21 protein-coding genes are annotated in these 19,980 nt (G+C 31.2%); 7 read left to right on the forward strand and 14 right to left on the reverse strand.

All coding sequences use genetic code 11. The features are described from left to right. Positions 1 to 3 precede the first annotated feature (3 nt). From AC1EUV_RS12700 to AC1EUV_RS12720, 5 genes are all read right to left on the reverse strand, one after another. Complete coding sequence (locus AC1EUV_RS12700) at positions 4 to 768, reverse strand: DUF6090 family protein (RefSeq protein ID WP_480199094.1); 765 nt, start codon at positions 766 to 768, stop codon at positions 4 to 6. Positions 769 to 778: 10 nt separating this feature from the next. Continuing rightward, on the reverse strand, positions 779 to 2,206 hold the full coding sequence (locus AC1EUV_RS12705) for a M20 family peptidase (RefSeq protein ID WP_480199095.1): 1,428 nt from the start codon (positions 2,204 to 2,206) through the stop codon (positions 779 to 781). A gap of 33 nt (positions 2,207 to 2,239) precedes the next feature. Further along, complete coding sequence (locus AC1EUV_RS12710; protein WP_480199096.1) at positions 2,240 to 3,001, reverse strand: DUF6090 family protein; 762 nt, start codon at positions 2,999 to 3,001, stop codon at positions 2,240 to 2,242. Between the two features lie 11 nt (positions 3,002 to 3,012). After that, the gene (locus AC1EUV_RS12715; protein WP_480199097.1) at positions 3,013 to 3,804 is read right to left on the reverse strand and encodes a DUF6090 family protein; all 792 of its coding nucleotides are present in this window, start codon (positions 3,802 to 3,804) and stop codon (positions 3,013 to 3,015) included. A gap of 401 nt (positions 3,805 to 4,205) precedes the next feature. Next, positions 4,206 to 4,667, reverse strand: coding sequence for a Na(+)-translocating NADH-quinone reductase subunit F (locus AC1EUV_RS12720; RefSeq protein ID WP_480199098.1), 462 nt, complete (start codon positions 4,665 to 4,667; stop codon positions 4,206 to 4,208). 157 nt (positions 4,668 to 4,824) lie between these two features. Here AC1EUV_RS12720 and AC1EUV_RS12725 point away from each other — a divergent pair, with 157 nt between their 5' ends. The 5 genes from AC1EUV_RS12725 (at position 4,825) to AC1EUV_RS12745 (ending at position 8,696) form a co-directional block, all read left to right on the forward strand. Continuing rightward, complete coding sequence (locus AC1EUV_RS12725; RefSeq protein WP_480199099.1) at positions 4,825 to 6,180, forward strand: DEAD/DEAH box helicase; 1,356 nt, start codon at positions 4,825 to 4,827, stop codon at positions 6,178 to 6,180. Between the two features lie 76 nt (positions 6,181 to 6,256). After that, positions 6,257 to 6,622 (forward strand): Na(+)-translocating NADH-quinone reductase subunit F, encoded by a 366-nt coding sequence (locus AC1EUV_RS12730; RefSeq protein WP_480199100.1) that lies wholly within the window; start codon positions 6,257 to 6,259, stop codon positions 6,620 to 6,622. A gap of 28 nt (positions 6,623 to 6,650) precedes the next feature. Next, entirely contained in the window at positions 6,651 to 7,529 is an 879-nt protein-coding gene (locus AC1EUV_RS12735) for an alpha/beta hydrolase (RefSeq protein WP_480199101.1), read from the forward strand. Beyond that, on the forward strand, positions 7,522 to 8,319 hold the full coding sequence (locus tag AC1EUV_RS12740) for an alpha/beta hydrolase (protein ID WP_480199102.1): 798 nt from the start codon (positions 7,522 to 7,524) through the stop codon (positions 8,317 to 8,319). The genes AC1EUV_RS12735 and AC1EUV_RS12740 overlap by 8 nt, the downstream gene beginning before the upstream one ends. A gap of 50 nt (positions 8,320 to 8,369) precedes the next feature. After that, on the forward strand, positions 8,370 to 8,696 hold the full coding sequence (locus tag AC1EUV_RS12745; RefSeq protein WP_480199103.1) for a YegP family protein: 327 nt from the start codon (positions 8,370 to 8,372) through the stop codon (positions 8,694 to 8,696). Between the two features lie 72 nt (positions 8,697 to 8,768). Here the strand turns inward: AC1EUV_RS12745 and AC1EUV_RS12750 are convergent, their stop codons facing one another. Next, complete coding sequence (locus AC1EUV_RS12750) at positions 8,769 to 9,635, reverse strand: OmpA/MotB family protein (RefSeq protein WP_480199104.1); 867 nt, start codon at positions 9,633 to 9,635, stop codon at positions 8,769 to 8,771. Between the two features lie 107 nt (positions 9,636 to 9,742). Here AC1EUV_RS12750 and AC1EUV_RS12755 point away from each other — a divergent pair, with 107 nt between their 5' ends. Continuing rightward, positions 9,743 to 10,765, forward strand: coding sequence for an FAD:protein FMN transferase (locus AC1EUV_RS12755; RefSeq protein ID WP_480199105.1), 1,023 nt, complete (start codon positions 9,743 to 9,745; stop codon positions 10,763 to 10,765). On the opposite strand, the gene AC1EUV_RS12760 is transcribed toward AC1EUV_RS12755, so the two are convergent. The 5 genes from AC1EUV_RS12760 to panD form a co-directional block, all read right to left on the reverse strand. Continuing rightward, a complete protein-coding gene (locus tag AC1EUV_RS12760) occupies positions 10,754 to 11,719 on the reverse strand; it encodes a DUF4837 family protein (protein ID WP_480199106.1) in 966 nt (321 codons plus the stop codon). The two genes, AC1EUV_RS12755 and AC1EUV_RS12760, sit on opposite strands and share 12 nt — an antisense overlap. 31 nt (positions 11,720 to 11,750) lie before the next feature. After that, positions 11,751 to 13,316, reverse strand: a complete 1,566-nt coding sequence (locus tag AC1EUV_RS12765; RefSeq protein ID WP_480199107.1) for a lytic transglycosylase domain-containing protein — start codon at positions 13,314 to 13,316, stop codon at positions 11,751 to 11,753. A 155-nt stretch (positions 13,317 to 13,471) separates the two neighbouring features. Then, on the reverse strand, positions 13,472 to 14,890 hold the full coding sequence (locus AC1EUV_RS12770) for a lytic transglycosylase domain-containing protein (protein ID WP_480199108.1): 1,419 nt from the start codon (positions 14,888 to 14,890) through the stop codon (positions 13,472 to 13,474). Continuing rightward, positions 14,891 to 15,721, reverse strand: coding sequence for an alpha/beta hydrolase (locus AC1EUV_RS12775; protein ID WP_480199109.1), 831 nt, complete (start codon positions 15,719 to 15,721; stop codon positions 14,891 to 14,893). It abuts the gene before it with no gap. Positions 15,722 to 15,830: 109 nt separating this feature from the next. Next, the gene (gene panD, locus AC1EUV_RS12780) at positions 15,831 to 16,241 is read right to left on the reverse strand and encodes an aspartate 1-decarboxylase (RefSeq protein WP_480199110.1); all 411 of its coding nucleotides are present in this window, start codon (positions 16,239 to 16,241) and stop codon (positions 15,831 to 15,833) included. A 102-nt stretch (positions 16,242 to 16,343) separates the two neighbouring features. On the opposite strand from panD, the gene AC1EUV_RS12785 reads away from it, so the two are divergent. After that, a complete protein-coding gene (locus AC1EUV_RS12785) occupies positions 16,344 to 16,733 on the forward strand; it encodes a hypothetical protein (RefSeq protein ID WP_480199111.1) in 390 nt (129 codons plus the stop codon). Here the strand turns inward: AC1EUV_RS12785 and AC1EUV_RS12790 are convergent. From AC1EUV_RS12790 to AC1EUV_RS12800, 3 genes are read right to left on the reverse strand one after another with little or no spacing between them, the layout of a single operon-like run. Beyond that, positions 16,730 to 18,022, reverse strand: coding sequence for an anthranilate synthase component I family protein (locus tag AC1EUV_RS12790; protein ID WP_480199112.1), 1,293 nt, complete (start codon positions 18,020 to 18,022; stop codon positions 16,730 to 16,732). The two genes, AC1EUV_RS12785 and AC1EUV_RS12790, sit on opposite strands and share 4 nt — an antisense overlap. A 48-nt stretch (positions 18,023 to 18,070) precedes the next feature. After that, positions 18,071 to 18,778, reverse strand: coding sequence for a DUF6090 family protein (locus AC1EUV_RS12795; protein WP_480199113.1), 708 nt, complete (start codon positions 18,776 to 18,778; stop codon positions 18,071 to 18,073). After that, a complete protein-coding gene (locus tag AC1EUV_RS12800) occupies positions 18,775 to 19,959 on the reverse strand; it encodes an acyltransferase family protein (protein WP_480199114.1) in 1,185 nt (394 codons plus the stop codon). Before AC1EUV_RS12800 ends, AC1EUV_RS12795 begins: the two co-directional genes overlap by 4 nt. Between the last annotated feature and the right edge of the window lie 21 nt (positions 19,960 to 19,980).

Raw genomic sequence — 19,980 nt, forward strand, 5'->3', positions numbered from 1 at the left:
TGATTATTTTTTAATTTCTTTTTCCAATAGCTCTAAAATTTCAGCAACTAATACTAATCCTTTTCTATGGCTTTGTATAAGTTTGTCATTCTGATAAATAGTGTTTTCTGTATTGTTTTCAAATTCAAGTTCATTTAATAAATTTCTATTGTCAATATCAAAACCAGAATTTGGAAAGATGTTATTTTGAACAACCTCGTCTGTTGAAACGGCATCGGCATTTAACCAACTTCCTTGTTTAATAATCATATTAGTGACTCTATCTCTACCTTTCTCTAGTTCTATTTCGCGAGATTTAATAAAATTGTATATGGGATGCCATGAGGACAGCTTATTTCTTAACTTTTGATTTTTAATAATCCCTAAATTACCAGAGCTTATTAAATCATCTAAATAGCCATTCCTTGGATAATATTCATTTATATCAGCCAATTTGTTGAGCGAAGTGTTAAATTCAGATCTAGATATGGCTTTTGATTTATTTCCCGTATAATTTAAAAGAATAAATTGAGCTTCTACGTTACTTTGGGTTTCAGCTAAGATGCTATCTAAAGCCTTATGATTATAATTAAAATCTTGACTCAAATTTTTCAAAGCCACCTGTTCTTCATTGTTTTGGATACGTTGTTGATTCCAAGTATTGATTTGTAGTGCTATGAGTATTCCGATAACCACAAGAATTATTTCACCGATAGCATATTTAAAATATTTGCCTATTTTGTTTTCGGTTATTAGGGTTCGACGTATATGTCTAAAGATTTTAATCATTGGTAAATACTTAATTAAACTTCTTAATTAAGTGGTACGAAAATTCAACAATTTCTTTGTAATTATCTTTGCTAATTTTTTCATCAATACCATGAAAACGAGTCATACTCTCTGGCCCAATTCTAATAGGGTAAAATCGATAAACATCATCTGAAATGTCATAAAAATAACGTGCATCGGTACCACCACCTACTAAACCCGGTACAACAATGCTGTTAGGGAACATATTACGTATGGTTTGTTCTAGCTTTTTAAAGGCTTCAGAATCTATACCAGATACAGGTGAAGGGTTGGTTAAAAAGCCAACAGGTTCAACTCTAATTTTATCTGATATGGTACTTTCTATATGCTCTTTTACAGATTCAATTGTTTCCCCAGGTAGAATTCTAAAGTTAACTGTAGCTGAAGCTACAGTTGGTATTACATTATTTTTAACACCGCCATTAATGATGGTTGGGGCAGTAGTAGTATGGGCATTTAAAGCTTTTAGAATTGGTTTTTTAAATAACCATGGGTTCGCAAATGCCAACCTTTTTAAGAAAGGTAATTCGGCACCCATATATTCAAATTGATAATCTATAGGTTTTACCAATTTATAAGGGCGTTGATTATTCTCTAAATCTACAATGGCTTTGGCCAGCATACCAATAGTATTTTCCTTTGGTGGTGCTGAGCTATGACCTCCTTTGGTTTCAACAATAAGTTTAAAAGAAGAGAATCCTTTTTCTGCTAAATTGATCATGGCAACCGGATTGTCTATACCAGGAACCAAACCTTCGGCTAAGAAGCCACCTTCGTCTAAAACTAAAGCTGCATGCACACCTTTTGCCTTTAAATGCTTTGCTATTTCTCCTGCTCCTTTGCTGCCGCCAACTTCTTCGTCATGACCAAAAGCAAGATAGATGGTTTGCGAAGGTGTAAAAGATTCTTCTAATAACTTTTCTACAGCTTCTAACAAACCAATCAGAGTTCCCTTATCATCTAAGGTTCCTCTACCAATAATATGAGCATCGGTTATTTTTCCTTCAAAAGGACCGGCTTCCCAATCATTTAAAGTCGGTTGATCTACAGGAACTACATCCATATGAGACATTAATATAATAGGTTTTTTTGAAGCATCAGAACCTTGCCAAGTATATAATAAACTATAAGAATTAATTTTTTCTAATGATAGTTTTTTATGCACTAGCGGAAAGGTTTCTTCTAAGAATCGATGAAAACCAAAAAAAGCAGTAGAATCTGGTATAGCATCTTCACTAAATGAGATGGTTTTGTACTGTATACCTTTTGAAAGGTTCTTATAAATAGCATCAGTAAAGTTTACGTTTTCTAATTTCTCTGAAGCAACTTGTTTAGAGCTTAATCTTAGTGTGTTAAAAACTAATACTCCTAAAATGATTACAATAACAGCTAAAATTGCAAGGATAATTTTTTTCATATGGTTAGTAAAAAAGGTTGTTTAAAAATTTAATTATTGGTTATCTGCTAAAAGTTTTATAATTTCTTTAGCTGCATCAATGAGATTACGATTATCTATAATAGAGATTTTTAAATGAAGTTCTTTTGTGGCCAAATAATTTTCTAGTAAAGGGTCATTTAACAAACCTTTATAATTTTCTTTTAAAGTTACAGTCTTACCTTTCGGTAACTCATAATTACGGACATTAAAATTCTCATATAGTCTACGGTTAGAAATGTATTTGTCAAGTAATGGTCCAAACTTGGTGAGATTGTCATTTTGAAAAATGCGTTGTTCTTCTAGCATTTCTTCTACAAGCTGTGGCCATTCAATAAGGCGCCTTTTTAGTTTTTCGTTTTTAATATCATTAATTAAACCGGTATTAAAAACACCTTCTAGCAGTTTAAAGTCTTCATTAAAAGTGAAATTATTGACCAAAGATGCTAGTATCGAAATTATTTCTGATTCATCAATTTCACTTTTTTTATCTGAAATAGTAGTATTTAATTTATGAATATTCTGTACAGCTTCTTTTTTCATTACAAAAAAGGCTTCTAATTCATCAAGCCGATTTTCAAAATCAATTTTTAGATTGGTAAATAGCTTTTTTTGATTTTCGGCTTCCTTTCGATTCTCATTCCAATTATTGATTTGTAATGCAATAAGAATACCTATTACTACAAGAATAATTTCGCCAATAGCATAAATAAAGTATTTACTGAAACGGTTTTCAGATAGTAGCTTTTGACGTACTTTACGGAAGAATTTGATCATATTTCTTAAAATTAATTTGAATCAGTTTCTTTCTTAAGCAAAACAATTATATCATCAATCATAACTAAAGCTTCTTCAAAAGAACTAAATTGAGATTGTGCATTGTAAGTAATCCCCACCACACCATTAATAAATTCTTTATCATTTATTAATGCTATCAAATCTTTTTGAAATTGATTGAAATAAATTCCCATTTCTTCTTGAGAAAGTTTGCGCTTAATAACATTTCTCTGATTTGGGTCTGTAACAAAAGCATTACTCGTATTTATGATTTTCATTGTGGGGTGATGTAACCTATCATTATGTTCAGCTTTTAATACTTCTTGATTATTTAAAATTGCTTTGTAAAGTTTGTCTAAATTTAACAGTTTGATTTTTATAGAATCATTAGTTATTAGATTTAAATTTCCGCTACTTACCATTTCGTTAAATGTAACTTGGTTAATATTAATATCCTTCCAAGTTCCTAAACTTTGAAAGTGAGGTAAAATCTTAATTATGGTATCTTGATTTTTGCTAAATCGAAAGTTTAAAAAAATGTGAGCTGCTTCCAATTGTTTTTTCTTACGTTGCAATGTTTTTTTCCAAAGTGTTTTATTTTCTTCAAGATCAATTACTAGTCTATTTAAATAACTTAATTCTATAGTTCTCTCCTTTCTGTTTTCATTCCAATTATTAATTTGCAATGCAATGAGAATTCCAATTACTACAAGAATAATTTCACCGATAGCGTACAATAAGTATTTCGAAAATTTATTTTCAGACACAAGAGATTGTCTGATTCTTCTAAAGAATTTGAGCATAGGGGCTTGGTTGAGTTGTTTAATAAATATGTAGCATTTAATTAAAAATAGTTACAAATCATTAACTGTCATAAAGTTACAAATTTTTTATATGATTAAGAGATATGGCAGTTTATATGCTATAAAACTGGCATATAATTTGCTATAAGGCCTTATATATCCTTCATTTTAAGAAAATATTTTGACGTTCAGAACGTTAGTTATGAAAAAGGGAGACATTATGAATTGCTATAGATGTAACTTTACATTAGAAAGAGTACGTCGTAAAAAATACCAACGAATGCTATTACCAAACAGCAAAAGGTATGTGTGTTATAGTTGTAATAAGACGCACTTAAAGCTCGGTTTACTAGATAGCCTTATTAATTTATTAAGGTTAGGCTTTAAATAGAGATCAATCTTTATTGATAGATTACTTCAAACTTATATACTGGGTTTTCTTGCTCATACTCAAATATTTTTGAGTAATCCATTACGTTAGCTAAACCATCTAATTCACAAAGAAAGGCTACCACCTTAGATAAGCCTTTAAACAATACTTCTTTATCTTTAAGATTTGGAGGGTTTGGATTATAGTGACATAATGGAACTTTATAACCACAAGCTTCTAAAAATATTTTTTCTATTTGTAGTAATTCATGTGGTGTGTACCCATTAAAAGTTCTACCCAATTGCTGATGTACCCTGCCAATATAACTTAGTTCTAGCGAACCATGTGAATCGGATAGATGTTTCCAACTATCATAATTATCCAAAATATTACCAACTGCGCATGCTGAACAACATTCAGGATTTAATTCATCATTATGAAAAGCATTATATAATTTAATTAGTGCTTGTTCTAATCGGTTAGAAATTTCCATAGTCACAAATTGTTTTGTTTAAATTATACTATTTAAACGTAAATTAAAAGCCTTAAGTACAAAATAATTAACAGGGTTATTAAGATATAACTAATGTTAAGTTACATGCTGCCATAAACATAGTGTAAAAGCATACCTTTGCATAAAATTAGAATTAATGAGCACTTTTGCAGATTTGAATTTGTCAAATCAATTACAATATGCAATTGATGATTTAGGGTTTAAACAACCTACACCTATACAAGAACAATCTTTCTCTACCATTTTATCAGGTAAGGATATGGTTGGTATTGCGCAAACAGGTACCGGTAAGACATTTGCTTATATGCTACCTATTCTTCGTGATTTAAAGTTCTCAAAACAACTAACGCCAAGGGTATTAATATTAGTGCCGACACGTGAGCTTGTTTTACAGGTTGTTGAAGAAATTGAAAAGATAGCCAAGTATCTTAATGTAAGAAGTTTGGGCATTTATGGTGGTACAAACATAAATACCCAGAAACAGGCTATAGCCCAAGGTGCCGATATTGTTGTAGCAACACCTGGTAGACTCTATGATCTCGCTTTAAGCGGAGCTTTAAAATTAAAGTCTATTCAGAAATTAGTGATAGATGAGGTAGATGTAATGTTAGATTTGGGTTTTAGATTTCAGTTAAAAAATATATTTGAAATTTTACCCGAACGTCGGCAGAATATTATGTTTTCGGCTACAATGACCGATGATGTAGATGCCTTGATTGATGATTATTTTATTGCACCTGCCAAAATTTCTATTGCTGTAAGTGGTACACCTTTAGATAATATAAATCAACAACGGTATTCGGTTAAAAATTTCTACACTAAGGTAAATTTATTGGCTCATTTATTAGAGGATAAAGAAACCTATCATAAAGTATTAGTTTTTGTTTCTAATAAAAAAGATGCTGATAGAGTTTTTGAAACCTTAAAAGAAAGATATAATGATGAACTATGCATTATTCATTCTAATAAAACTCAAAATTATAGAATACGCTCAATTAAGCAGTTTGATGCTGGTAAGAATAGAATATTGATTGCTACGGACGTAATGTCTCGCGGGCTCGATTTAAGTGAAATCAGTCATGTTATTAATTTTGATACACCAAAATTTCCTGAGAATTATATGCATCGTATTGGTAGAACGGGCAGAGCGGAGCATGAGGGCGTATCTCTCTTATTTTCAACAGAGAAAGAACAACAGGCAAAGGAGAGGATTGAAAAGTTGATGAACTATAAAATTCCTAAAATAGATTTTCCAACTGAGGTTGAAATTTCAAAAAAGCTAACACCAAACGAACAACCTAAGGAAGTTGAAATTGATAATCCGCATAAGCGAAAAACAAAAGATTTTGTTGTAGGTGAAGCTTTTCATGAAAAGAGTGAAAAAAATAGTAAGACAAATCAAGGCGGGTCATATAGAAGAGAAATTGCTAAAAAGTATAAAAAACCAAAGACAAGAGGCGATAAAAATTATAACAGACGCAAAAAAAAATAACATTATAAGCTTAAACTGATAGGTAAATACAATACCAGCTTTATTTTTCTGTTTTAATTAGATGTTTAAAAATATAATGACACCACTTACCGAACAAGAACTGCATAACTTAGCCATGAATACAGTAGGTAAGAAACTTCAAGAAATGGGTTATGAATTTGTTGCCGTAAACAGTAAATTAAAAAAACACCCTCAATTTGTATTATATAAAAAAGGAGAACCGACCATTTTTGTATTGGTAAAAGCAACCAATAACATTCAACAGGCTAAAGAATATGATAAAATATGGATGGAAACCTTTGTGCAGCATGCCAAAGAACAAAAAGCTTCTGTTTGGTTTGCCGGTGTAGGTCTTGCAAATGCAGAAAGTGTAGAAATGCCAGTTTTTAAAGATCGTCCGTACTACATAGCTTTTGAAGATTTTGTGAAAGTACATGAATAGTTAATATTTGTATCTTAGTTCATTAAAGATGAACTGGCCACAAATCATATTAATTGCTGTAAGTATTATTATAGCCTTAAGCATTTTTCTTTATTTCTTTCAAGAGCGCTTTATTTTTCATCCTGAAAAACTACCCAAAGACTTCGTGTTTCAATACGAAAACCAACAAGTAGATGAGTATAATTTAGAATTAAAACCTGGTGTTCTTATTAATGGACTACATTTTAAAGTAGAAAACCCAAAAGGCGTTGTTTTTTATCTAAAAGGAAATTCAAAAAGTATAAAAGGTTGGGGCAAGTTCGCTGTAGATTTTACATTGCATGGTTGGGATGTGATTATGATAGATTATCGAGGTTTTGGTAAAAGCACTGGTAAGCGTACCCAACAAGCTATGAAAGATGATGTACAGGTTGTTTATGATAAGATAAAAGAAAATGTTGACGAAAAGTACATTATTGTTTATGGGCGCTCTTTAGGTACCGGCTTGGCAACTAAAATAGCATCGGTAAACAACCCAAGAATGTTGGTCTTAGCTTGTCCGTATTATAGTATGTCTAACAATATAAAACGCTATTTACCATTTATACCTATCGGACTAGTAATGCGGTACTCTATGCCTACTTTTAAATGGATTAAGCATGTTAAATGCCCCATAAAAATAATTCATGGCACTAATGACCGCGTAATATTAATGAAATCTAGTGTTCGGTTGTCTAAAGTGAACCCAAAAAGAACAAGATTGTATCCTATTATTGGGGGTGGTCATAAAAATCTACACAATTTTGAAGGTTATCATAGAGCTTTAAAAGAGATTTTAGAATCAAAACCTTATAAGGAAATCGATCGTGAGGGTACTAGTATAGATTTCATTAGAAAGAAGCATAAACAAAAAGACTATAATGATTAAGAGTATTTTAAGAGCAGTAAAATGGCTCTTAGTCATATATGTGTTGTTATTAGTAACGGCTTATTTTTTTCAGGAAAAATTAATTTTTCATCCAGAAAAGTTAACTCAAGAACATCAATATTCTTTATCAGGAAATTTCGAAGAGGTAAATCTAGCTACAGAAGATAACAAGGTAATAAATGCACTGCATTTAAAAGTGGAAAATCCTAAGGGCGTAATTCTATATTTTCATGGAAACGCAGGTAGTTTAGAACGCTGGAGTAAAATAGTTTCAATCTTTTCTGAATTTAATTATGATGTTTTTGTGATTGATTATAGAAGCTATGGTAAAAGCACGGGGATATTTAGTGAAGCCAACATGTATAAAGATGCTCAATTAAGTTATGATTATTTAAAAGAGAGTTATAAAGAAAAGGATATAGTAGTATATGGTAGATCTTTAGGTACTACGTTCGCAACCAAGGTTGCGTCAGAGAATAATCCAAAACAATTGATTTTAGAAGCTCCTTTTTTCAGTTTAATAGATATTGCAAAAGGGCGTTATCTTTTAATCCCATCATTTTTATTAAAGTATAAATTTCAAACCAATGAGTTTATAAAGAATGTAAAATGCCCCATTACTATTATACATGGAACTGAAGATGGAGTTACTCCTTTTGAAGGCGGAAAAAAACTATTTGAAGAAGCTGTAGTTGAGGATAAACAATTTGTTACAATTGAAAATGGTGGTCATAATGATCTGATTCAATATGATTTGTATAAAGAAAAATTAAAAACACTTTTAAATTAGCGACGAAATTTATAACTTGGTCAATAAACAAAAATTTAAACAATTAAAACATGGGAAAATTCGAAATGTATACCGATAAAGGAGGTAAGTACAGATTCAGATTAAAAGCTGGTAATGGTCAAACTATTTTGGCAAGTCAAGGTTATGCGTCAAAATCAGGATGCGAAAACGGAATTGAGTCTGTACGTAAAAATTGTACAGATGATGCTTGTTTTGAAAGATTAGAAGCAAAAAACGGTGATCCTTATTTCAATTTAAAATCTACTAATGGCCAAGTTGTTGGTACTAGTGAGCAATATTCTTCTACTTCAGCAATGGAAAATGGTATTGCTTCGGTTAGAAGTAATGCGCCAGATGCTTCAGTTGAAGAAGTATAATTAATTTCTTCTTTAAAACATAAAAAAGCCGCTAATTAGCGGCTTTTTTATGTTTTAATATAGAGATATCTGTTAGTTTCCTGTAGAAGAAGCATCAGGTTTTTGCTCTAAGATATCAAAGAACTGATCTAGCTTAGGTAATATAACAATTCTAGTTCTTCTGTTTCTTGAACGACCATCGGCCGTATCATTGGTTGCTAAAGGTAAATATTCACTTCTACCAGCAGCAATTAAACGTTTAGGGTCTATTTTATAATCATCCTGTAAAACACGGATAACCGAAGTCGCTCTTTGCGTACTTAAATCCCAATTATCTTTAGTTTTGGCAGTATTTATAGGTCTATTATCAGTGTAACCTTCAACCATAACTTCCATATCTGGTTTTTCAGCAATAACGGTTGCTACTTTTTGTAATAAAGCTTTCGCCTTATTAGAAATAGTTGAACTACCACTATTAAATAATAATTTGTCAGAAATTGAAATATAAACTACTGTTTTTTCAACATCTACTAATATATCTTCATCTTGAATGCCATCCGCCAAAGCACTTTTTAAATTAACCGCAAGAGCAAGATTGATAGAATCTTTACGAGACATAGCACCTCTAATGCCGTTAATGTATTTATCCTTTTCGCTTAATTGAGCAATAACATCTTTAATATTACTACTTGCAGATTCAGACAATCTACTTAGGCTTTCAATTTGTCTAATATTATTCTCGTTATTCTGGTTTAATAATTTGTTTTGAGCTTCTAAACTAGCTATTTGACCAGCGATTTTATCTTTTTCTACTTGGCACGCTAACACTTTTGCATTGGCATCTGTTAGTTGTGATTTTGTGGAATCATAATCAGCTTGTAATTCGGCAAATTTCTTTTGTGAAACACAAGATGAAAGTAGAATAGCAGAAACCACAGAAAGGGTAATAATTCTCTTCATGATGGGATAGTTATTTAATTATGACACGAAGTTATTAAAATATATTTAGTATTAAGTTTTATCTTTCTATTTAATACTATTTTAACAACCATACAATTATCTTTGCAATGTTAACCATAGATTCTAAAGCAATTATGAAGTTTAGGATATACTTTTTTCTTTTTTTAATCTTTTTTTTGAGCCTTTCTTGTCGTCAAGCGGAAGAACAAATGTATACTAATTTAAAAGGCCATGCCTTTGGAACAACGTTTCATATTACCTACGATCATAACAATGACTTTACAAAACAAATAGATAGTTTGTTTCATTTAGTGAATAGATCATTGTCGACTTATATTACTAATTCTGATATTTCTAGGATAAACCAAGGAGATACAACTGTTGTAGTTGATGACTATTTTATTGAAGTTTTTAATAAGTCTTTAAAAATCTATAAGGAAACAAAGGGTGTTTTTGACCCTACAATAGGTGTTTTAGTTAATGCTTGGGGCTTCGGTCCAAAAAAAGTTCTGATCAAGCCAGATTCAATTAAAATTGAGAAATTATTACAATTAGTAGGATTTGATAAGGTTTGGGTAGAAGGTAGAAAAATAAAAAAGGAAAACGATAGTATTTATTTTGATTTTAATGCTATTGCTAAAGGGTATGCAGTTGATATTGCTGGCCATTTTCTTGAATCTCAAAATGTAGCTAATTACTTAGTTGAAATAGGAGGTGAAATAAGAACAAAAGGAATTAAAAAAGATGGCTCTTTATGGAAAGCGGGTATTGAGGATCCTAATTTTGATGGAACACGCTCCATTCAAAAGGTGATTGAATTAAAAGATGAATCTATGGCTACTTCTGGTAGTTATAGAAAGTTTAAGATAGATTCGGTAACGGGCAGGAAATATGTACATATTTTAAACCCCGAAACAGGTTATTCTACCAAAAGCAGTTTATTAAGTGTTTCTATTATTGGTAAAGTAGACTGCGCAGATGTTGATGGTTATGCTACTGCTCTAATGGCGATGTCTTTAGAGAAAGTAAAACAGTTCTTGAATAAACATCAAGAACTCAAAGCATATCTAATTTTTAGTAATGCAAAAGGTAATTTAGAAACGTACGCTACAGCTAATTTAAATTTTTAGTGTTTTTAAAATTGCTTCTAATTCGAACATATAATCACGCTTATTAACATTCGGAGCGTAAGTAAATCCTTCTGCTACTAACAAACGATTATTCTCTTTATCTACAACCGTATAACTTAAAAAAGGACCAGCCATATAATCTCCTTTCACTTCCCATTTACCACGTGCTTCGAAAGCCTCTTTTTCATCTAGTTTCGTTTTTTTTATGTGCGGTGAATATGCAACTTCAGTGATCATGTGTGAACCATCTGGTCCACCAGGTATGAACATTTTTCCTATAGTGTCTCTAGCAGCAACTATGTTGCTTCCTAAAATATCTTCTTTAGAATTTATAGGTACAGAATAAACCAAAATATTCTTACTCACGTTGTCATACTCATCGCGCAGCCATAAAAAATCTCCATTATCATCTACTGTTCTATAATCACTAGGTATGCGCATAGAAACCCCAAGTTTGTTAAAAGTTTCAACTTTACTAGCATCTAAATGTTTCTTTGTTAATTTATTTTGAAAGAATTTTAAATCACCTTCTTTAAAAACAGAAATTATTTCCTCTTTATGATCTTGTATTTGTTCTATAAGCGATGCTTCATCTTTACCTAAGATGGTCATTGCTATTTGAGGAGTAGCATATAACTCTTGACTAACATTAAAAGTATCAGTCTTATCAATACCAACAAATAATATATTTCTATTTGCCTTAAATAATTTTGTAAATGTTTTAGGTGGAACCTGATGTACTGTAAATTGATTTTCTTCTTGAGGTAGACCTAAAACTGGCGAAGCTATTATGTCCCTTAATACGTCACCAGCTTTGCCTTGCCATTCGCTATTATTCATAACAATTAAAAGACCGTTCATACTACCAGTAGATTGTCTTAAGATGGCTTTACTGTTATTTGTACACGAAGCAAAAGTTGCAATTATTAATGCAAAGAAGAATAATTTTTTCATTGATGTTAGTTTATGATAACAAACTCAAAAATTATCCTTTGTAGATTTTAAGCTTGGTACCTGGTTTTAGACTTTTTACACTCCAAATATTGTTCCATTTTTTAATTTGACTAACAGAAACTTTTGGAAACTTTTGAGAGATCAACCAAAGAGAGTCTCCTTTTTTTACAATGTATGTCGTGTATTTTCCTTTTGGAGCTGCTGAAGCAGTCACTTTTTTACTGCTAGAAGTACTATTCTTCGTTTTAGTAGATGTAAAACCTCTAGGATAAATAGTTAATCTTTGCCCAATTCTTAAACGACTACTTCGCAAACCATTCCAACGTTTTATTTGAGATACACCGACGCCATAACGTTGTGCTATTTTGCCTAAATAATCGCCATTTCTAACACGGTAACGTATTCTATTCTTTGGCTCAAAATATTTTGGTAGTGGTTTTTCTCTTTTGGCATCATCTGCTTCCGCGTAAGCATAGATTTCAGTTTCGTTAGAAACAAACTTACCCAACAGATCTTTTGGTAAACGTAAAGTGTAATTCTTATCCTTTACAAAAGGAATGATGTTCAGTTTGTATTGTGGGTTTAAAAATTCTAATAATTCATCATTGGTATTAAGCACTTTATTTATTTGCTCAAAAGTCAATTGCCTTTTTACATGAATAGTATCTGTTTCAAACTTATTTATGTAACTTTTAGAAACATTAATATTGTGTTTATCTGCATATTCTAGAATATAGTAAGTTGCATAAAATGCAGGTAAATATCCAGCTGTTTCACGAGGTAAATAATGACGAATATTCCAGTAATTTTTGTTGCCACCTGACCGTCTGATTGCTTTAGAAACATTACCAGGCCCGGAATTATAAGCAGCCAAAGCAAGATCCCAGTCTCCAAAAATTCCATAAAGATTTGATAAATATTTACAAGCCGCTTCTGTTGCTCTCAGCGGGTCATGACGTTCATCTACATATGAGCTTACATCTAGTCCGAATTGTTTACCTGTGTAGTACATAAACTGCCATAAGCCAGAAGCGCCAACGCGAGAGCGAGCTCTTGGTCTTAAAGCTGACTCTACAATGGCTAAATATTTTATTTCTAAAGGTAAATCGTACTTGTCTAAATGTTCTTCGAACATCGGAAAGTAATATTTTGCCTTAGCCATCAACTCAGCCAATGATTTTTGACGATGCTTTAAATATGACTTTATAATACGTTCTAATGAAGGATTGTATTCTACATTAAAAGGTGTTTTACTATTTAAATATGCTAAACGTTCTTTTAAAATTTCGGTCGATAAATCTATATTTGCCTGTTCAATAATCTTAGACTCTGGTAATACATATTGAATAGAATCGTACAAAGGTGAGTGATACATAGAACTTAACCATAAACTATCTATGAGTGTAGCTTCATTGTGATCTTTTAAAGTTAAAGTATCTTTTGATTTCCCTTTGGTTTTTGCTTCTACACTTCCTCCGAAATCAACATTTTTTACTTGAAGGTTTTCTTTAGAGTCTAAAGATTTTGCATTATTCTCTTCTTGAGCCATTACAGCAAAAGAGAGAAGTGATAAAAAGGTAATAAGAAGGGGTTTCATCATCATCTCGTACGTTATAATTAGGCTCGCTTTTAATTAACGGCGCGAACAAAAATAGTTAAATTATTTAAATCAATTTTTTAAGTAACTTTCTAGGCAGGGTGATTAGGTATTTTAGGTTACTAACATCAGTTAACGGTTTAATGAAGCCAAGATTATATTTTTTTTGTTAAAATTTTGAGCTTAGTGCCAGGCTTTAAAAAGGATACTCCCCATAGATTATTCCAACTTTTTAGATTTGTAATAGTGGTATTTGGGAATATTTTAGAGATGCGCCAAAGGGTATCACCTTCTTTTACAACATAGATTTTGTGTTCATCGTTTGAGATATCTAGGGATTCTAATTCTTGGTAATTAGTGATTTTTTTGTCAGTAATAACGAGTCGTTGCCCTTCTATAATATAATTGGTTTGTAAACCATTCCACTTTTTTAATTGTGAGATTGTTATATTAAATTTCTCAGCTACTGAGCTCAAATTGTCATTTGATTGAACAATGTAACTATTTGACTTATTAGGTGTGTAAAAATTTATAGGTTCTCTTTGAGCATTGTAACGCGCAAGTTTATAAATTTCACTTTCGTTGGAAACAAATTTGCTAATCATAGATTTTGGCAAAGTGAGGTAATACTTTTTCTGTTTAGAAAACGGAATAATACCCAATCGATATTGCGGATTTAAAAACCGCAACAATTTATCTTCAATATTGAAGCGTTCTTTGATTTCTTTAAATGTGATTTTGTTTTTTACTAAAATAGTATCTGTTTCGTAATAAGTGATTTCACTATTTTTAGGATGTATTTGATGATCTTTTCCATATTCAAATAAATAAAAAGTAGCATAGAAAGTTGGTAAATAACCACGCGTTTCGGCTGGCAAATACTTACGAATATTCCAATAATTTCGCAATCCACCAGACCTTCTAATAGCTTTTGATACATTGCCTGGGCCAGAATTATAAGCTGCTAATGCAAGGTCCCAATCTTTAAAGGTTGTATGTAGACTTTTTAGATACTGACAAGCTGCTTGCGTTGCTTTTATAGGGTCAGTGCGTTCATCTATATAAGAAGTTACATTTAAATCAAATTGTTTACCCGTATGGTACATAAACTGCCACAATCCTTTAGCTCCAGAAATTGATCTTGCATTAGGCTCTAAAGCGGATTCCACAATAGCTAAGTATTTAATTTCTAATGGCAAATCATACTTATCCAAATATTCCTCGAACATCGGAAAGTAGTACTTGGCTTTATCCATTAAATTAGAAAAATCATCTTTTCTAGTCTTTAAATAAACACGTATAAAGCGTTCTACAGTTGCATTGTAAGGAACATTAAAAGGTGTTTTTTCATCAAGTTTATTTAGTCTTTCTTTTAATATTTCTGAATTAAAAATTTCTTTATGTTCTATCGGTAAAGTCTCATTATTTAATGAGAATTCGAAAGATGAAGACACAGTTGTTTCCAGATTTATAGTGTAGAGTTGACTATTTAAATTTTCAGTAGATGGACCATCTTGTGACCATAAAAAATTAGTTAATAAAAGTAGAAGGGTAATAAAGGAGAGTCTCTTCATTTAATTGACTTGATTTATAATCCAGTTAGTAATAGTTTGTATAAATTTTTCTTTTTCGAGATCATTATGCAATTCATGATAACCGCCCTCAAATAACTGTAATTCAGCTTTGCGATTACTATTTGTCACAAATTCTTCAGAAGCAATGTGACTCGTTATTTGATCACCCGTTCCATGAATAATTAGTGTTGGAGTATTGGCTTTATCAGCGTTAGCAATAGCCCATTCACCTTCATCAAAAACAGATAGTGAATAATTAGCACTTATTTTATCATGTACTAAAGAATCATCAGTATATTTCTTTACTTCCTCAGAATCTCGAGAAATAGCACTAGCATCTAACTCACTAGGCATTGTAATAGCTGGAGCTACTTTTTGCAAAAATCTACCCGCTGTTAATTTCCATTTTGGTGGTTGAAAGGCAAGACGTAGTAAAGGGCTTGTGGCAATAACACCTTTAAAGGGATGTTCTCTTTTTAAGGTATAATTTATCACCACGTTGCCACCCATACTATGACCGTATAAGAACATAGGTAGATCTGAATAGAGCTCTTGTGCTTTTTTTATAATAATTTCTAAAGAATCTAATAAATAAGAATACCCTGGATTGTGACCTTTTTTACCTTCGGTTTTTCCATGACCAAATTGATCATAGGTTATAACGGCGAAATTATTTTCAATAAGTTTAGGAATTACAAAGGAAGTATAACGTCCTGAGTGTTCGCCCATACCATGAACTAAAACAACAACACCTTTTATAGTATTTGGTTGAAAGTATTGACCATAAAATTTTGTCTTGTGAAAATTAAAGTCAAATTCTTGATGCGTCATTTAGTTTGGTTTGTAACCAAAAATAGATAATGACAATCCTCAAATTGCAAAAATGTTAAAAACTGCTAAAAACTTTGAATTGAAATTTTATGCGAAAGAGGAAGAATTATTAACCAATTACACCATTTTCTTCGTAATCGCCAACTTTAGTAATATTGTTTTTGCCATCAACTAATACAACGGTTGGCCTATGTTTTTTGGCTTCATTATTATTGAGTTGACAATAAGCCATAATAATGACTTCGTCGCCAATTTCAAAATGACGGGCTGCTGCTCCATTTAGGCAAATAATACCACTGCCTGGTTCTCCACGAAAGGCATAGGTCTCTATTCGAGCGCCATTATTACCATTAACTACCTGCACTTTTTCATACTCTAACATACCAGATGCATCCAGAAGATTACTGTCTATAGTAATACTGCCTACGTATTTTAAATTTGCCTCTGTAACTGTCGCATTGTGTATTTTGCATTTAAGCATATTAATATCCATTGTAAGTAGCTTTGAAATTTTTTGCAAATCTAAGATTTATTAAAAACTTATTATAAAAAAGAAAAAACAAATATTTTAAGGCAACCATAGATTGGAATTAGAATCTAAAAGATAAAATCAAAAATCAAAATGAAACCACTTTTAAAAGTATTAGCCGTTATTTCTCTTTTATTCAGCTGTAGTTCTGATGATAACCTTGATCTCAATAACCTCAAAACATTATGTTCTGTAGAAGATCCAACTATCGATTTAGCATGGCTGGTAGAAGAAATAAACGAAAGAGAATCTAATATTACAGATTTTTCGAAATACGCATATATAAGTCAATCAGTATATAAAGAGCAAACGGTTATTATTTATAGAAACTGTTGTCCTATTTGTAATTCAATAATTACAGTATATAACTGTAATGGAGAGTTCATTGGAATAATAGGTAATAGAGAGGAAGATATACCAGTCGAAGTACTAGAAGATGATGAAATAATTTGGAAGCCTAATAATTTTGCATGTGCTTCTTAAACTTTCAATGCTTTTTTCATAGCAATAGCTTTTAATAAACATTCTTGATATTCTTTTTCGGGGTCGGATTTTGCAGTAATAGCACCACCCACAGAGTAGGAGAGATATTTTTTTGATTCATTGTAAAGTATGCTACGAATCACAACATTAAAATCAAAATCATCAACAGGTGTAAAATAACCTAAAGCCCCAGAGTATAATCCACGTTTTGTACTTTCTTCTTTTTCGATGATTTTCATTGCTGATATTTTCGGTGCGCCTGTCATGCTACCCATAGGAAATAAACTTTCAATGACATCCATACTATCTGTTTCATTATTCACTTCCGAAACAATAGTAGAAATGAGTTGATGTACTTGCTTAAAGGAATACACTTTACATAATTCTTCTACTTGCACAGAACTTTTAATAGCAGTTTTAGATAAATCGTTTCTAACCAAATCGACAATCATAATATTTTCTGAACGCTCTTTTTGATCATTTTCGAGTTGATCGGCTAACTTCTTGTCGAACTTTTTCTTTTTTAAGCGCTTTGCTGTACCCTTAATTGGCTGAGAAATTATCTTGTTGTCGTCTCGTCGAGCAAATCTTTCAGGAGATGCAGAAAGTAAATAGTTGTCAGCTATTTTTAAAAAAGTTGCAAATGGAGGTGACGAAATTTTATTAAGATGATTATAAACTTTAAGTGGATTGATAACAGCATCTTCAGCATAAAATTCTTGACAAAAATTCATTTCATAAATATCTCCACGACGAATATGTTTTAAAACAGTATCTAAATGTTTTAAATATTCTTTCTTAGTAATACGTTTATGAATTTTCACGTCATGTTGAACTTGTTTTGACATCTCATCATAACCGAAAATTAGCGCGAGATCAAGGTCAATTTCATTCTCAATTTCTTCTAAATATTGAATTTCTAACTCATCATCCTTTATAAAGAATAACTTTTTAGGTTGAAAGAAATACAATTCAGGAAAATTTAATCCGTCAAAGTTATCTGATGAAAGATTCTCTATATCATTCTTTAGGTCATAACTGAAATAACCAAAAATGAAATCATTGATATCGTTTTTATACTGCTTTAACTCAGCGAAAGCATTATTAGAATCACATATTAATTGTGTTTCAGCATCCACTGCTAATACTGCTTCAAAACTTGAATAATTTTGAGGATATTCATTACTATCTAACCAAAGAACTTCATTGAATTGTTGAGACCAAGCCAGTAGCTTGGCCTTTATTTCTGGTTGATTCTGAATATTAATTTTTTTGATATTCCTTTTCACTCTCGCAAAGGTAGCAATTCAGCCTCTTTAGCCTGATTTTTTAAAAGATTATTTAAGGCTAAGTTCTTTATCAATTAAACTTGTAATTGTGTTAATCTCATCTAAAGCTTCATTATAAACCATATCTTTTTCCGTCATAATTTGGAGAAGTGAAAGAAGTAAATTTTGAAACTCATATGAATACAGCTCATTTGGTTTTTTTACTTCACCATTAGAAAATTTAATAACTTGAGTAGTAGATTGTACAACATGTGTCATCATGGCATCGTAGTGAATGTTTTCCATTCTGTTTAAGTAGATATACTTTTCTTCTAATTCTCTAACGCCATTTACAATTTTATGATTTTTAAGTAATTTAATTTCACCACTATTAACCAGGGTTTCATAAATATTACCTTGTTTGTCAAAGTCTGAATATTGAGTCATATTTCTTACAATAATTCCTAAGGTGTCAATTTTATTACGATCATTCGCTTCTAAGATGTTATTGGCATAAATAAATTGAGACATATAACCATTATTAAATACTATCTGTTCTTCAAGTAAGGTTTTATCATCTGCAATTTGATCTTTAATATTGTTGTAGTAAGTTTTTTCGGCATTCTTTTCTATTCTTTGATCATTCCATCGATTCACCTGAAAAGCTAAAAGAATTCCTATCATTACTAAAAGAATTTCGCCAATGGCATACCAAAGATATTTTTTAACTCTGCCTTCTTTAATTAAATTTTGTCGAAACTCTCTAAATAACTTCATTTGTCTAAAAGTACGTTATTTTTTAGTTGAGTTTTAGCATGAGTACTTTTAATTGATTTTACCTTCATGCCAAAAAGTACTCTAAGCAGGTTAAATGGTCGTATAAAAAGCCAATAGAGGATGCATATTAAGAATAAGGAAATAACAATAACCAACAAAGCTTGCATTCCGTAAGGTAGATTCCATTGTAGAACAACATAACCTACAATTATAAGTATGGGTTGGTGTAGCAGGTAAAAGGGATAAATAGCTTCATTGAGAGTTTTTCTGAATTTATGATCCTTATTAAAATAAGCTTTACAGTATCCTATTGCAGTTATACCGCATGAAAAGGCAATGATGATTTCTGTAATTCCATAGATAGTATTTTTACCCATGATATTGATTTTGAATAGCCAGAAAGAGAATAAGATACTAGTAAATATCAACGTTTGCAATAGATACAACCTTCTTTGATATGTTACGGCTTTAATAACCTTATTACTAGTGAAAAACACAAACCCTATAATAAAGAATAACAAATAGAAAGTAATATAAGCCCAATCATTAAACAAAGCATGGGTGCTATTGGGAAAATATTGACGTAAGATAGCTTGCGAACCAATAATAATAGGTAAAAGCCAATTCAAACGCATTTTTTTTGATACTATTGTTATGCATCTCTTTCGTGCCATTTTAAAATGATTGCTTCTACTGTATTTTATAAAAGGGGCTACAATAAGTGAGATGAAAAATAGGTAAATAATAAACCATAAGTGATGCCATGAAAAGTTACCTTCAGGATAAATACCTTCAAACATATGGGTGTAATAGTTTCCTAAAGAACTGTATTGGTCAATTTTTTCAATATATACTTGTATGGGTACTAATGTGAATATTCCTATAAGAAAAGGTAAAAATAATCTAATAAACCGCTCTTTTAGGTATTGTCTGGTGGTTCTAAAACCTAAAGCATAATAGGTGCCAACTCCAGATACTAAAAAGAGCAGCGGCATCCTCCATAGGTGTAACCAGCTCATAATAGGTTCTAAAAACGGAAAGCTCTCTAGGCTGTTTACATGCCATTGTTCTGGCCTAAAGATCATGCCCACATGAAAAAAGAAGACACTTATAATAAGCCCAATGCGTAGCCAATCAATAAAATATTTTCGTTGTTTTGGTGCTGTAGTTTGAAGGTTCATGTCTTTAAATTTTTAATGATG

Source organism: Maritimimonas sp. 2304DJ26-3 (assembly GCF_056591635.1).